17 protein-coding genes are annotated in these 14,301 nt (G+C 53.1%); 7 read left to right on the forward strand and 10 right to left on the reverse strand.

Annotated features, from left to right (window positions below; translation table 11 throughout):
• Positions 1-9: 9 nt before the first annotated feature.
• Together HV352_RS22695 and fdhD are read right to left on the reverse strand one after the other, a co-directional pair.
• Positions 10-222, reverse strand: a complete 213-nt coding sequence (locus tag HV352_RS22695; protein ID WP_003825262.1) for a DUF1471 domain-containing protein — start codon at positions 220-222, stop codon at positions 10-12.
• Positions 223-350: 128 nt separating this feature from the next.
• Positions 351-1,187 (reverse strand): formate dehydrogenase accessory sulfurtransferase FdhD, encoded by an 837-nt coding sequence (gene fdhD, locus HV352_RS22700; protein ID WP_071600360.1) that lies wholly within the window; start codon positions 1,185-1,187, stop codon positions 351-353.
• 194 nt (positions 1,188-1,381) lie between these two features.
• Here fdhD and fdnG point away from each other — a divergent pair, with 194 nt between their 5' ends.
• From fdnG to fdhE, 4 genes are read left to right on the forward strand one after another with little or no spacing between them, the layout of a single operon-like run.
• Entirely contained in the window at positions 1,382-4,432 is a 3,051-nt protein-coding gene (gene fdnG / locus HV352_RS22705; RefSeq protein WP_087121869.1) for a formate dehydrogenase-N subunit alpha, read from the forward strand.
• Positions 4,433-4,444: 12 nt separating this feature from the next.
• Positions 4,445-5,347, forward strand: coding sequence for a formate dehydrogenase O subunit beta (gene fdoH / locus HV352_RS22710; protein WP_003028691.1), 903 nt, complete (start codon positions 4,445-4,447; stop codon positions 5,345-5,347).
• Positions 5,344-5,979: a formate dehydrogenase cytochrome b556 subunit gene (fdoI, locus tag HV352_RS22715; RefSeq protein WP_003028686.1), complete on the forward strand. Its 636-nt coding sequence runs from the start codon at positions 5,344-5,346 to the stop codon at positions 5,977-5,979. The genes fdoH and fdoI overlap by 4 nt, the downstream gene beginning before the upstream one ends.
• Positions 5,976-6,905, forward strand: coding sequence for a formate dehydrogenase accessory protein FdhE (gene fdhE / locus HV352_RS22720; RefSeq protein WP_003028685.1), 930 nt, complete (start codon positions 5,976-5,978; stop codon positions 6,903-6,905). Before fdoI ends, fdhE begins: the two co-directional genes overlap by 4 nt.
• Positions 6,906-6,941: 36 nt before the next feature.
• Here fdhE and HV352_RS22725 read toward each other — a convergent pair whose 3' ends face one another.
• Together HV352_RS22725 and HV352_RS22730 are read right to left on the reverse strand one after the other, a co-directional pair.
• The gene (locus HV352_RS22725) at positions 6,942-7,316 is read right to left on the reverse strand and encodes a type II toxin-antitoxin system VapC family toxin (RefSeq protein ID WP_016155182.1); all 375 of its coding nucleotides are present in this window, start codon (positions 7,314-7,316) and stop codon (positions 6,942-6,944) included.
• Complete coding sequence (locus HV352_RS22730) at positions 7,316-7,558, reverse strand: CopG family transcriptional regulator (protein WP_016155181.1); 243 nt, start codon at positions 7,556-7,558, stop codon at positions 7,316-7,318. The genes HV352_RS22725 and HV352_RS22730 overlap by 1 nt, the downstream gene beginning before the upstream one ends.
• 204 nt (positions 7,559-7,762) lie before the next feature.
• Between HV352_RS22730 and HV352_RS22735 the strand changes: the two genes are divergently transcribed.
• The 3 genes from HV352_RS22735 (at position 7,763) to HV352_RS22745 (ending at position 9,537) form a co-directional block, all read left to right on the forward strand.
• Positions 7,763-8,692 carry an alpha/beta hydrolase gene (locus HV352_RS22735; RefSeq protein ID WP_181635100.1) on the forward strand — a complete coding sequence of 310 codons (930 nt, stop codon included), beginning with the start codon at positions 7,763-7,765 and terminating at the stop codon, positions 8,690-8,692.
• A gap of 84 nt (positions 8,693-8,776) precedes the next feature.
• A complete protein-coding gene (locus HV352_RS22740; RefSeq protein ID WP_019077936.1) occupies positions 8,777-9,088 on the forward strand; it encodes a type II toxin-antitoxin system HigB family toxin in 312 nt (103 codons plus the stop codon).
• Positions 9,085-9,537 (forward strand): helix-turn-helix domain-containing protein, encoded by a 453-nt coding sequence (locus tag HV352_RS22745; protein ID WP_104651900.1) that lies wholly within the window; start codon positions 9,085-9,087, stop codon positions 9,535-9,537. The genes HV352_RS22740 and HV352_RS22745 overlap by 4 nt, the downstream gene beginning before the upstream one ends.
• A gap of 17 nt (positions 9,538-9,554) precedes the next feature.
• Here the strand turns inward: HV352_RS22745 and fabY are convergent, their stop codons facing one another.
• The 6 genes from fabY to HV352_RS22775 all read right to left on the reverse strand — a co-directional run bounded on the left by fabY (position 9,555) and on the right by HV352_RS22775 (position 14,278).
• Positions 9,555-10,496 carry a fatty acid biosynthesis protein FabY gene (fabY, locus tag HV352_RS22750; protein ID WP_003825286.1) on the reverse strand — a complete coding sequence of 314 codons (942 nt, stop codon included), beginning with the start codon at positions 10,494-10,496 and terminating at the stop codon, positions 9,555-9,557.
• Positions 10,497-10,540: 44 nt separating this feature from the next.
• Positions 10,541-10,978: a D-aminoacyl-tRNA deacylase gene (dtd, locus tag HV352_RS22755; RefSeq protein ID WP_016157874.1), complete on the reverse strand. Its 438-nt coding sequence runs from the start codon at positions 10,976-10,978 to the stop codon at positions 10,541-10,543.
• A complete protein-coding gene (locus tag HV352_RS22760; RefSeq protein ID WP_019077938.1) occupies positions 10,975-11,847 on the reverse strand; it encodes a virulence factor BrkB family protein in 873 nt (290 codons plus the stop codon). The genes dtd and HV352_RS22760 overlap by 4 nt, the downstream gene beginning before the upstream one ends.
• Complete coding sequence (yihX, locus tag HV352_RS22765; protein WP_049282314.1) at positions 11,841-12,440, reverse strand: glucose-1-phosphatase; 600 nt, start codon at positions 12,438-12,440, stop codon at positions 11,841-11,843. The genes HV352_RS22760 and yihX overlap by 7 nt, the downstream gene beginning before the upstream one ends.
• Before the next feature lie 104 nt (positions 12,441-12,544).
• Complete coding sequence (locus HV352_RS22770; RefSeq protein ID WP_016155173.1) at positions 12,545-13,348, reverse strand: DeoR/GlpR family DNA-binding transcription regulator; 804 nt, start codon at positions 13,346-13,348, stop codon at positions 12,545-12,547.
• Between the two features lie 33 nt (positions 13,349-13,381).
• Positions 13,382-14,278, reverse strand: a complete 897-nt coding sequence (locus tag HV352_RS22775; RefSeq protein ID WP_104651901.1) for a sugar kinase — start codon at positions 14,276-14,278, stop codon at positions 13,382-13,384.
• Between the last annotated feature and the right edge of the window lie 23 nt (positions 14,279-14,301).

Below are 14,301 nucleotides of genomic sequence, written 5' to 3' on the forward strand. Positions count from 1 at the left end.
TGAGGTATCTTATTTCAGCAGTTCAGCGGTCATGTGCACGCGGTTGCCGGTGTATGCCTGAGTGATTTTATAATCGCTGGCACCTGCACGTTCAGCCTGAGCGGCAATTTTTGCTTCAGCGCTTTCCAGTGTAGAACCAGTTGCGGTAACTGTCTGAGCAGCGAAAGAACCGAAAGAAGTAGCCAGAGCGATAACTGCGACAAAAGTTTTGATGCTTTTCATGATATAAACCCTTTAACTTAGTTGTTTGATTAAGGCACCGTGCCTTGATGTGATAAATAATAGCCATCTCATCGCACAACTAAAAGCGGAAGGATTTGCCAGTCTTATTCAAATTAATTGAATACTGGTTACTCAGTTATCAGACGCTCGGGATGTGTATAAATCGTCGCCCGGCCCGGTTTGCAAAAACCCACCAGCGTCAGGTTACAGCGTTCGGCAACTTCCACAGCGAGCGTTGTCGCCGCAGAAACAGCAAACAGGATTTCCACGCCGCACATTGCCGACTTCTGCACCATCTCGTAGCTGGCGCGGCTGGAGACTAATACCGCGCCCTGCTGCCAGGTTTCCCCTTCGATCGCACGTCGCCCCAGCAGTTTATCCAGCGCAACATGACGTCCAACATCTTCATGTCCGCCCGCCAGATGACCTGACGGCTGTACCCAAGCAGCCGCGTGCGTGCAGCCTGTCAGTTGCCCAACAGGCTGGAAATCAGGGAGATGCCTTAAGGCGTTATCGAGATGCGCCAGATTGAATGTCTGGGTAAACGGCAGCGGCTGGACCGGTTTGCCAATATCATTAAGTTGCTCCACGCCACAAACACCACAGCCAGTCCGACCGGCCAGTGCGCGACGACGCTCTTTCAGCCCCATAAAGCGTCGGCTGGACAGCTCAACCTGCACTTCTAATCCGCTGCAGGAAGGCACCACGTCCATCCCGTAAATATCTTGCGAGGACTCAATAATGCCTTCAGAAAGTGAAAAACCCATCGCGAAGTGCTCAAGATCTTTCGGTGATGCCATCATCACCACGTGTGAAATCCCGTTGTATACCAGTGCCACAGGCACTTCTTCAGCTACCTCATCTGGCTGAGGATGTTGCAAGTCCTCGCGCTTCCAGAGGGTCAACTGACGAGATCCTGTCGGAGATGTCACATTCTTGATGTTTTCTTGAATAATCTTATTCACTTTCTTTTAACCGTATTGGAACACACATACCAACATTGTGGTATTCTTTACAAACCCCTCCTGGACGGAGGGAAATTCACCCAATTCTGGACCTTTGCGGTCCCGTCCGCAAAGAAAAATAACAACCACTTCCCTCGCGTTCGCGTTATAGGAAAACGAAGGGAACGTGACAATGTCGAAACAAGGAGCGAACCATGCAGGTCAGCAGAAGGCAGTTCTTTAAGATCTGCGCTGGCGGTATGGCAGGCACCACGGCAGCGGCACTGGGCTTTGCACCCGGCGTAGCGCTAGCGGAAACACGGCAATATAAATTGCTGCGCACCCGCGAAACCCGTAACACCTGCACTTACTGTTCCGTTGGCTGTGGACTGTTAATGTACAGTCTCGGTGACGGAGCAAAAAACGCCAAAGCATCCATCTTCCATATCGAAGGGGACCCGGATCACCCGGTGAACCGTGGCGCACTGTGCCCGAAAGGGGCAGGACTTGTGGACTTCATCCACTCTGAAAGCCGCCTGAAATTCCCGGAATACCGCGCACCTGGCTCTGATAAGTGGCAACAGATTAGCTGGGATGAGGCATTTGACCGCATCGCTAAGCTGATGAAAGAAGACCGCGACGCTAACTACGTTGCACAAAACGCCGAAGGCGTAACCGTTAACCGCTGGCTTTCCACCGGGATGCTGTGTGCTTCCGCTTCCAGTAACGAAACCGGCTATTTAACACAAAAATTCTCCCGCGCGCTTGGTATGCTCGCGGTCGACAACCAGGCACGCGTCTGACACGGACCAACGGTAGCAAGTCTTGCTCCAACATTTGGTCGCGGTGCGATGACCAACCACTGGGTCGACATTAAAAACGCCAACCTCGTTGTGGTAATGGGCGGTAACGCCGCTGAAGCTCACCCGGTCGGGTTCCGCTGGGCGATGGAAGCCAAAATTCACAACGGCGCGAAGCTGATTGTTATCGATCCGCGCTTTACGCGAACCGCGGCGGTGGCTGATTTCTATGCTCCGATTCGTTCCGGTACTGACATTGCTTTCCTGTCAGGCGTTTTGCTGTACCTGCTGAACAACGAAAAATTCAACCGCGAATACACTGAAGCCTATACCAACGCCAGCCTGATCGTGCGTGAGGATTACGGTTTCGAAGATGGCCTGTTTACCGGCTACGACGCGGACAAACGCAAGTATGACAAAACCAGTTGGAACTACGAACTGGATGAAAAAGGCTTCGCCAAACGCGATGTCACCCTGCAACACCCGCGCTGCGTATGGAACCTGCTGAAACAGCACGTCTCCCGCTACACGCCGGACGTCGTAGAAAATATCTGCGGTACGCCAAAGGCCGACTTCCTGAAGGTCTGTGAGTACATCGCAGAAACAAGCCGCCCAGATAAAACCGCGTCGTTCCTGTACGCACTGGGCTGGACGCAACACTCCGTTGGTGCGCAGAACATCCGTACCATGGCGATGATCCAGTTGCTGCTGGGCAATATGGGGATGGCAGGCGGCGGCGTTAACGCTCTGCGCGGACACTCTAACATTCAGGGTCTGACCGACTTAGGTCTGCTGTCACAAAGCCTGCCGGGCTACATGACGCTGCCAAGCGAGAAGCAAACTGACCTGCAAACTTACCTTGCCGCCAACACGCCAAAACCGTTGCTGGAAGGCCAGGTGAACTACTGGGGCAACTACCCGAAATTCTTCGTTTCGATGATGAAAGCCTTCTTTGGCGATAAAGCGACAGCGGAAAACAGCTGGGGCTTCGACTGGCTGCCGAAGTGGGATAAAGGGTACGACGTCCTGCAGTACTTCGAGATGATGAACCAGGGCAAAGTGAATGGCTATATCTGCCAGGGCTTTAACCCGGTCGCATCATTCCCGAATAAAAACAAGGTGGTGGCTTCGCTATCCAAACTGAAGTTCCTGGTCACCATCGACCCGCTCAACACAGAGACCTCCACCTTCTGGCAGAACCACGGTGAGTCGAACGATGTTGACCCGTCGAAAATCCAGACTGAAGTATTCCGTCTGCCGTCCACCTGCTTCGCCGAAGAGAACGGTTCTATCGTCAACTCCGGTCGCTGGCTGCAGTGGCACTGGAAAGGTGCGGATGCCCCGGGGATTGCCGTTACCGATGGTGAAATCCTCGCCGGTATCTTCCTGCGTCTGCGCAAGATGTATGCCGAACAGGGTGGTGCGAACCCGGAACAGGTACTGAGCATGACCTGGAACTACTCCACCCCACACGAACCGGCTTCGGAAGAAGTGGCGATGGAGAGCAACGGTAAAGCCCTGGCCGACATTACCGACCCGGCCACCGGTGCCGTTATCGTCAAGAAAGGCCAACAGCTTAGCTCGTTCGCCCAACTGCGTGACGACGGTACCACCTCCAGCGGCTGCTGGATTTTTGCCGGTAGCTGGACGCCGGAAGGCAACCAGATGGCACGTCGCGATAACGCCGATCCGTCAGGCCTTGGCAATACGCTGGGCTGGGCATGGGCGTGGCCGCTCAACCGACGTATTCTGTATAACCGCGCCTCCGCTGACCCGCAGGGGAATCCGTGGGATCCAAAACGTCAGATCCTGAAATGGGACGGGGCGAAATGGAGCGGGATGGATATTCCAGACTACAGTGCCGCCGCGCCGGGCAGCAACGTTGGGCCGTTCATCATGCAGCCGGAAGGGATGGGACGCCTGTTTGCTATCGATAAGATGGCAGAAGGTCCGTTCCCGGAACACTACGAGCCGTTTGAAACGCCGCTGGGGACTAACCCGCTGCACCCGAACGTTATCTCTAACCCTGCCGCACGTATCTTTAAAGGTGACGCGGAAGCACTGGGTAAAGCGGATAAGTTCCCGTACGTCGGTACGACCTACCGTCTGACCGAGCACTTCCACTACTGGACTAAGCATGCGCTGCTTAACGCTATCGCCCAGCCGGAGCAGTTTGTGGAAATTGGCGAGAAGCTGGCGAATAAGCTCGGTATCTCTCATGGCGATACCGTCAAAGTCTCCTCTAACCGTGGCTACATTAAAGCCAAAGCGGTGGTGACTAAACGTATTCGCACGTTGAAGGCCAACGGTCAGGATATCGACACTATCGGTATTCCGATTCACTGGGGCTACGAAGGTGTGGCGAAAAAAGGCTTTATCGCTAACACGTTAACGCCATTCGTCGGTGATGCGAACACGCAGACGCCGGAATTTAAGTCCTTCCTCGTGAACGTGGAAAAGGTGTAACGGAGACGACCTATGGCTTATCAATCGCAAGACATCATTCGTCGTTCCGCCACTAACGGTTTCACCCCCGCGCCTCAGGCGCGGGACCATCAGGAAGAGGTGGCGAAGCTTATCGACGTCACCACCTGTATCGGCTGTAAAGCGTGTCAGGTGGCGTGTTCAGAATGGAACGACATCCGTGATGAAGTGGGCAACAACGTTGGGGTGTACGATAACCCGGCTGATTTGACCGCTAAATCCTGGACGGTAATGCGCTTCTCGGAAGTGGAACAAAACGACAAACTGGAGTGGCTAATCCGCAAGGATGGCTGTATGCACTGCGCCGATCCGGGCTGCCTGAAAGCGTGTCCGGCCGAAGGAGCAATCATTCAGTATGCCAACGGTATCGTCGACTTCCAGTCCGAGCAGTGCATCGGCTGTGGCTACTGTATCGCGGGCTGCCCGTTCGACGTGCCGCGCCTCAACCCGGAAGACAACCGCGTTTACAAATGTACGCTGTGCGTTGACCGTGTAGTGGTCGGACAAGAACCAGCCTGCGTGAAAACGTGTCCAACCGGCGCTATTCATTTCGGCACTAAAGAGTCGATGAAAACGCTGGCCGGTGAGCGCGTGGCGGAGCTGAAAACGCGTGGTTACGAAAACGCGGGTCTGTACGATCCGGCAGGCGTTGGCGGTACGCACGTGATGTACGTATTGCACCATGCGGACAAGCCGAATCTGTACCACGGTCTGCCGGAGAACCCGGAAATCAGCGCCACCGTGAAGTTCTGGAAAGGCATCTGGAAACCTCTCGCAGCCGTCGGCTTTGCAGCGACATTTGCGGCCAGTATCTTCCACTACGTCGGCGTAGGCCCGAACCGTGCGGAAGAGGAAGAAGACAATCTGCATGAAGAAAAAGACGAGGTGCGCAAATGAAACGACGTGACACCATCGTGCGCTACACGGCGCCGGAACGCATCAACCACTGGATCACCGCCTTCTGCTTCATTCTGGCGGCAGTGAGCGGGATGGGTTTTCTCTTCCCGTCGTTTAACTGGCTGATGCACATCATGGGCACGCCGCAACTGGCGCGAATTGTGCACCCGTTTGTCGGCGTGATCATGTTTGCCTCGTTTATCATCATGTTTTTCCGTTACTGGCACCACAATCTAATCAATCGGGATGATATCTTTTGGGCGAAGAATATTCGTAAGATTGTCGTCAACGAGGAAGTAGGTGACACTGGACGTTATAACTTCGGCCAGAAATGCGTATTCTGGGCGGCGATTATCTTCCTGGTCCTGTTGCTGGTGAGCGGAGTGGTCATCTGGCGTCCGTATTTTGCGCCTGCTTTCTCAATCCCGGTGATCCGATTCGCGTTAATGCTGCATTCATTTGCCGCAGTAGCGTTAATTGTGGTTATCATGGTGCACATTTACGCCGCCCTTTGGGTGAAAGGCACCATTACCGCGATGGTGGAAGGATGGGTTACCAGCTCATGGGCGAAGAAACATCACCCGCGCTGGTACCGTGAAGTCCGCCAGAAACAGGAAAAGTCATCTGAATGAGTATTCGCATAATCCCGCAAGATGAGCTGGAGAAGAGCGAGAAACGCACGGCGGATATGATTCCGCCGTTATTATTCCCCAGACTCAAAAATTTGTATAACCGCCGCGCTGAACGTCTGCGCGAGCTGGCCGAGAACAACCCGCTGGGTGATTACCTGCGTTTTGCCGCGCTGATCGCTCACGCGCAGGAAGTGGTGTTGTACGACCATCCGCTGCAGATGGATCTGACCGCTCGCATCAAAGAAGCGAACGATCAGGGCAAACCGCCACTGGATATCCACGTTCTGCCACGCGACAAGCACTGGCAAAAACTGCTGCAATCGCTAATTGCTGAGCTGAAGCCGGAAATGAGCGGCCCTGCACTGGCCGTAATCGAGAATCTGGAAAAAGCCTCGGAGCAGGAGCTGGAACTGATGGCCAGCGCGCTGTTTGCCTCCGATTTCGCCTCCGTCAGCAGCGACAAAGCACCGTTCATTTGGGCTGCCCTGTCGCTCTACTGGGCGCAGATGGCGAGCCTGATCCCCGGCAAAGCCCGTGCGGAATACGGCGAACAGCGTCAGTACTGCCCGGTGTGTGGTTCAATGCCGGTCTCCAGCATGGTGCAAATCGGTACCACTCAGGGGCTGCGCTATTTGCACTGCAACCTGTGCGAAACTGAGTGGCACGTGGTGCGCGTGAAGTGCAGCAACTGTGAGCAGAGCCGTGATTTGAACTACTGGTCGCTGGATAACGAACAGGCGGCAATTAAAGCTGAAAGCTGCGGCGATTGCGGGACTTACCTGAAGATTCTCTATCAGGAAAAAGACCCGAAAGTCGAGGCCGTAGCCGACGATCTCGCTTCACTGATGCTGGACGCACACATGGAGCAAGAGGGCTTTGCCCGCAGCTCCATCAACCCGTTCCTGTTCCCGGGTGAAGGGGAGTAAGTTCTTCGCACTACCGGGCGGCGCAGGTCGCCCGGGTTATAACGTATACGGTGTGACCACGCCGGATATGCCTGCAAAATCCCTGGTATTACGCGTAACCAGTGTAAGACGATGAATCTGCGCAGTGGCCAAAATGATGGCATCCGGCAATTTCATCCCATATTCCTGCCTGATACTCACGCTTCGTTCAGCAATATCCTGTGAGACACCGATCACATTAAAAGCGCCTAGCGCAACGCGTGTGCGAGATTCCTGATGATATTTTTTTGCGCCCACCATCAACTCCATCCATGTAATGAGGCTGATTGCGTTCTGCGGCGGCCATGTTTCTATCGCTAGTTTTGCTTCACTTCGCCCGCTAAACAGGTCGATGAGGATGTTGGTATCAAAAAGCGCAGATCCTGTGACCATTACCATTCCTCGCGGAGTTTACGCTGATAATCAACGCCATCTTCCTCACAACCTTGCCATAGCCCAAGAGCACGTGAAATTGTCGTTTCAGCTTGATCCTGCCTCTCAAGATACTGTTCAACAGCCTCCCGCAAAAGCTCGGCCCGCGGCAGATTACGCTGCACCTTGAGATCATCAAGACGTTTGATCACTTCGTCTGATAAATCGAGTAAAATTCTGCCCATATCCATCCCAGCCATCATACTCACATATACCTCCAGTATATCATTGGCGATTAATTTCCACACAACATACACCCGAGAAAAGCGAGAAAATAGCCTTCACGCGAACGATTTTTACTTTTGCGAGCCGCTTTCCAGAATCGTACACCCGTCACTTTTCCCATTCTCATTCGTGGCTATCCAGGTTATAAAACTGTATATCCATACAGATAAGGAAAATAATAAATGGCACTGGAAAGCGGGATTGCACAGCTGGTTGAGGCATTTATCGCGGCGGGACGCCCTTCTTCGCGTGAGCAAAATATTGATGACCGGAGAGCTGGCTACATTGCCAGCACGGTACTGGCAGGAGAAACTGAAACCCGCGTACAGGTTGAAGATATTGAACTCGATGCAATGACATTTCGCGTTGTTTCGCCGCGGGACGCCACGGGAAATCTCCCCTGCGTTATCTATTATCACGGTGGCTGCTTTGTTAGTGGCGGATTCGCGACGCATGATAACCAGCTAAGGCAGCTCGCCTGGTACAGCGGCTGTCGAGTCATTGCGGTGCAGTATCGCCTTGCACCAGAGCATACTTTCCCGGCTGCACATAACGACGCTGAAACGGGAGCCAATATTATCTGGAAGTATGCCCAGAAACTGGGTGTCGACCGCGGCAGGATTACGCTTGCTGGCGACAGCGCGGGCGGGCATCTGGCGCTAGTCACCGCACTGCGCCTGAAAGCTGCCAATCAATGGCAACCTGCGCAGCTAATACTGATTTACCCGATGCTGGACGCAACCGCCAGGTTTGAGAGCTACGATCGAAATGGGCAGGATTACATTATCACGCGTGACACGTTGCTTTCGGGCTACGAGATGTATTTGCCGCAAACCGACCTGCGGCATCCTGAAGCCAGCCCTGTCTGGCGTGAAGACTTCAACGGTCTGCCGCCCACGCACATCATTACAGCCGAATTCGACCCACTGCGCGATGAGGGCGAGGCCCTGTATCAACGGTTCCAGGAGCAGGGCGTGGAGTGCACCTGCCAACGCTATCTTGGCGTTATCCACGGATTTTTCCAGTTGGCAGGAGTGAGCCAGGCGGCACGAAATGTTATGCGAGATGTGGCCTGGCGCGTCGTTAATCCTATAGCAGGAAGACATGCTTGATTAATCTTTTGTTTTCATCTTGAAAACTTAATTGCCTTGCGTTATTTTGTTTTCAGGTTGAAAACCTTGTAATGGAACTACACCATGCATGTTATCAGCCGAAAACCTTTCAACGAGGCAATACTCCGTTTTCCAAACCACATGGCAGCACTCGTTGATTTGCTGAATATTTTAGAGAAAAAAATGTTCCACACTCCTGAAGAGATGAAGCAGTACATACCTTCACTGGATAATTTTAAATACAGAAATAAATGGTGGGTGATTAATGTTTCAGGTAACTGCTTGAGACTTATTGCCTATATTGATTTCAAACTGCAAAAGGTATTTGTGAAGCATATCGTTCACCATGCCGAGTATGACAGACTAACCACATACTATCGGGGTCACAAAGAATGAGAACGCATGAAAGCCATCAGATAGACACAGCCAGTGTAAAATTGATGATCGATACCTTTACCGATGCAGTGAAAAAAATCCCCCTGTTAGGCAAAGAACAAAATGAGACAGAGTACCGAAAAGCACTCGCTTTGGTGGAGTTTCTGGTTGATCGTGACGACCTGGAAAACCCGTTGTTTGAGCTGCTTTCAGCTCGGATCCGCGACTACGAAAAACATGCGCCTGAGTTCAGTGCCCTCAACCAACAACTGGAACATACTCCTCATGGCGTTACGTTACTGCGTACGCTCATGGATCAATATGGTCTCAAAGCAGCAGATCTTGCCAACGAACTTGGTTCAAAATCCAATGTCAGCAACATCTTGAATGGTCGCAGAGCACTGACTGTAAGTCATATTAAAATGCTCGCAGAACGCTTTAACCTTCCGGCAGACGCATTCATCGAGTAAAGAGGATCCCCTCTGACCTACTCTTCCTCATTCCCGCCCTCTTCATATGCGCCAAACGGTTTCGCGGGTAGCACAATGTAGGTACCTTCAAACACGACGCCCGGCGTGTCATCGCCAAACACCCCGACCTGCATCTGAACGCGCGCCTTGCGGCCTCTTGCCAGACGGTCCAGGTCACCGCTCAGCGAGCCCAGATCGGCAATAGCGGTAGGTTTCCCGGTAATTGGCCTGCTGTATCGGATATGCGCGTCGGCGAGGATTATCGTCCCCCCCAGATGACGCTCGCGCAGCATCAGCCAGATAAGCCCCCAGCCCGTTAACGTCGCCAGTGAAAACAGGCTTCCGGCAAACAGCGTATGGTGCGGGTTCTGATTGCCTGTCTCTGGCATCGTAGTAATAAATTTCTGCCCGGTGTACTGCTGAATGCGCACGCCCATTTTCTCACTCAATGGAATATGTTCGTACCAGGCTTGCTGTAGCTGTCCGCACCAGTCCCCGCGATGGAGAATGTCGTCCAGCGTTGCGATGGGTTTAATCATCAAAAAATGGCGCACCGGCGTGGTTTGTGGCGTGGTAATTTCGCCCTGACTCACAAACCCCAGTTTGGCGAAAAATTCGACCGCATCTTCACGAGCGCTACAGGTTACGCGCTTTACCCCTTCCTGACGCGCCACAGACTCCAGGGTCATCGCCATCAGCGTGCCCAGCCCTTTCTCCTGCACAGAGGGGTCAACGGCCATAAAGCGTATGGAGGCTTCGTTATCCGCATTGATATACAGACGCCCGACCGCGACCAGATTTCCCTCTTCGTCCACCACCATCTGGTGATGCGCCATCGCGTCCCAGGCATCCCGTTCGGAGCCTTTGGGCTGGTGCAACGGTTTACGCAACATCTCCCAGCGAAACTGGTAGTAACGCTCCAACTCTTCTTCTGTTTGCGGTACTCGAAGGTGATACATAGTCGTATTCTCTCTTGTTGCCCGCGGCCACACCGGTAGCTGGTTCATACTTGTAACCAGAACGTCACGGGGCCATCATTAACCAGTGAAACCTGCATATCCGCAGCGAATCGACCGGTTTGCGTATTCATTTCCTGTTGGCGGCAACGCTCAACAAAGTATTCATACAGCGCTTCTGCCCGCTCGGGCGAAGCGCCTTTCGAAAACCCCGGGCGCATGCCACGTTCGGTATCTGCCGCCAGCGTGAACTGTGAAACCACCAGCACACTGCCACCTGATTGCTGCACGTTGAGGTTCATTTTTCCTTCGGCATCGCTAAAGATTCGATAGCCGAGTACGCGCTCGCACAGACGGTTCGCTTTCTGTTCGTCATCATCCCTTTCGACACCTAACAGGACCAAAAGTCCTGGGCCAATTTCACCCGTCACCTCGCCCTCCACGGTGACGCTGGCACGGGTTACGCGCTGAATTAATGCAATCATGGTTGATCTGCTTCTTCTTGTTCTGCGGCTTGTTTAAGTTTGCGGTATTCCCCGAGAGTGACAGTTATTTCTGCACCAAGCAAGACGATACACCACGTCCAGTATACCCAGACAAATAAAATGGGGATCACCGCCAGGACACCGTAAATGAGCTGATACGACGGGAACATCGTGATGTAGAGTGCAAATCCTTTCTTTCCGGCCTCGAACAACACGGCGGCCACAAAGGCGCCAATAACAGCATCACGATTGGGCACACGCGTAGTTGGCACAATGCTGTAAAGCAGCCAGAACGAGAGCCAGGAAAGCACCAGAGGGAAAATACGCAAGACGTCATCAATCACCGAGTTGAGATCGCTGGCCCAGCGCAATGACAACAAATAAGAGCTGATCGCCAGACTGGCCCCCGCCAGCAGCGGCCCCAGCGTTAAAATCATCCAGTAAACGGCGAAAGAGTAAACTTTGGGACGAGTGCGCTTACTGCGCCAGATAGTATTCAGAGCATTATCAATGGCATACATCAGCAATAACGCCGTGACAATCAGCCCACATGCCCCAACGGCCGTCATTTTGTTCGAGTTGGCGACAAACTGTTCGATATAACGCTGGATGACGTCTCCCGTCGCCGGGATAAAGTTTGCGAAAATAAAATGACGTAGCTGGGCACTGACGTCGGAAAACATCGGAAATGCGGCGAAAAGAGCAAACACAACGGCGATAAGCGGCACTAATGAGAGCAGTGAAACGTAGGCAAGATTCCCTGCCAGCGTCGTCATGTTGTCCTCATCAATCCGCTGCCATAGTAGCTTCAGCCAGGCCCGTACAGGACGCGTATGGTGCCTGGCTTGTTGCTGAACATTTTTTAGCATAACAACTTCGCGAAATAGTCAGGAATGGTCGTTTTATCGACGACCAGGATACTGGTAATCCCTAACCGGTTAGCTCCTTCAATATTATCGGCGTTGTCGTCAAAAAAGACCGCATCGTCCGCAGAAAAACCTTCAGACTGCAGGACATGCTGGTAAATCCGCGCTTCCGGCTTTCGCATGCCCAGATCCTGGGAAAGATAAATATGGTCAGCAGCCTGACGAATTTCAGGATATTCATCCGGCCAAAATGTTGTGTGCAGACGGTTAGTATTCGACAAGACGACCACCCGATGCCCCTGCTCACGCAGCTTATGCATGATGTCGATGACTTCAGGGCGCAATGCCACAAAAACGGCCTGCCAGCCGTGAGAGAACTGCTCGTAACTTAGCGGCAGCGCCATGTCATGACATAGTGCCTCGGCAAAGGCTTCATCCGTTATTTCACCTCGCTCGTGCTGGTGAAAAGCCTCCCCCATGGTGAAACTTTGCTTCAGCGAGGCCAGCGGTACACGGCTCAGATCGCTCCATGTGCCCAACACGCGGTTGAAGTCGATATCGACAATCACATTACCTAAATCAAAGATATAGAGCATGCCCTTCTCCTTATTCGCCGTGGATGAATAACTGTAGCGGGAAAGGAGAAGTTTGACTATGTGAGAGTGATGGCTTCGAACTTATCGAGCCATCATCTGAGGAATTACACGGCCAGAGCATCATCTTGTGAAGGACTCACCTGCACAATTTCAACCTGTTGTGACTGGAGTAAATTATGCAATGCGGGACCTGGGTATTCATCGGTAAACAGCGCGGTCACCTGAGAGACGTTACCAATTTCTACCGCGGCAGAAGCCGTATATTTCGTATGATCCGCTGCCAGCAGAATGTGTCTTGAGTGCGACATCATCGTTTTCACCACGCTGGCTTCATTGACATCAAACTCCAGCAGCGCGCCATCACTTTCGATCGCGCCAACGCTGGTTACCAGGTAGTCGGCCCGAAAATCAGCGACAAATGCCGAGGCAGAAGGACCAATGATGCCACTGTTGTGCGGGCGTAACGTTCCCCCCGGCACCATGACTTCAAAACGTGGATTGTTATAAAGAATGTGCGCCACGCGCAGACTGTTGGTGATAATGCGCAAATGATTATGGTTTAACAGCGAGCGGGCCACCTGCTCAACGGTGGTGCCAATGGTAATAAACACCGTTGACCCATCGGGAATGTAGTCCGCCACCGCTTCCGCGATGGCTTTTTTCTCCTCCGTCCAGGAGACTTCACGCTGCTCAAACGCCGTATTCACCACGCTGGAGGCTCTGCCCGCGCCACCATGATGACGCGTAATTAATCCCTGCTCGCTGAGTTTACGAATATCACGACGCACGGTCTGCGTGGACACGTCCAGCAGGCTGGCCAGCTCGTCGATATTCATATAACCGCGCTCGCTAATCAGCATAAGCAGTTGATCGTGTCGCGGGTTACCGGTCAGTTCGGTAAGACTCATGAAATTTCCTCGAAAAACCATTGCCCTGGCATTTTATACAAAAAGTGACAGAAAAGATCGGGTTTGATCACAGTCAGGGATTCCGGCCCTTCCTCCCGGACGCGTACATTTTAGCGCAGCAACCCCGCTGGCGAACCTGACGGCCTCTTCCGGGAGGTCGCCGCCGGCCAGGCTAAACGCGAGCGCACCATGGAAAACATCCCCCGCCCCCGTTGTGTCAACAACGTCGACTTTAAATCCAGATTGATGCTGCAACGTATTATTTTTTATCCAGTCGCAGCCTGCACTGCCCCGCGTTACATACACGTGACCATTTGTGAGCGTTTGTGCTTGTTTCAGTCCGGCTTCAGGATCGTTTATCCCGGTTAAACGCGCCAGACCGGGTTCAGAAAACGCAGCATGATCGCTTAACGCCACCAGCTCGCGGATATCTTGTGGCGTTACGTCACCATCCAGTACCGTCATCACTCCCGCCCGACGTGCCAATGTGAACGCCTGCCTGGCCCCTTCGTGCCAGCGAACATCCGCCAACACCACATCCCACTGGGTAAAATCGATCTCATTGAGCCAGTCAGCATCATGCAGTAAATCCGGGCTGGGATAGTTAACGATAATCCGTTCCCCTTGCGCATCAACCATAATTGCCGATTGTGAAGACTTCGCCCCCGCGTAGCGCCGGGAATAGCGGGTATTTACCCCCAGGGACTCCAGCTCCGCCAGCAAGCTATTTCCGGTGTCGTCATCGCCCACACGGCCAATAAAGTCCACCTGCGCGCCCAGCTTCGCTGCAGCCACTGCGGCCGTTGCAGCAGGCCCGCCGCCCACTTCCGTATAACGCTTCGCCACATACTTACCTCCTTCAGTCGGTAAACCTTCCACGTAATAGATGCGATCCATCACGGCAATACCTACACAAGCAATACGAATCATGGTCGTTCCTTAGGCGTTTCAAG

It is taken from the genome of Citrobacter sp. RHBSTW-01044 (genome assembly GCF_013781945.1).
Taxonomy (GTDB): domain Bacteria; phylum Pseudomonadota; class Gammaproteobacteria; order Enterobacterales; family Enterobacteriaceae; genus Citrobacter; species Citrobacter braakii.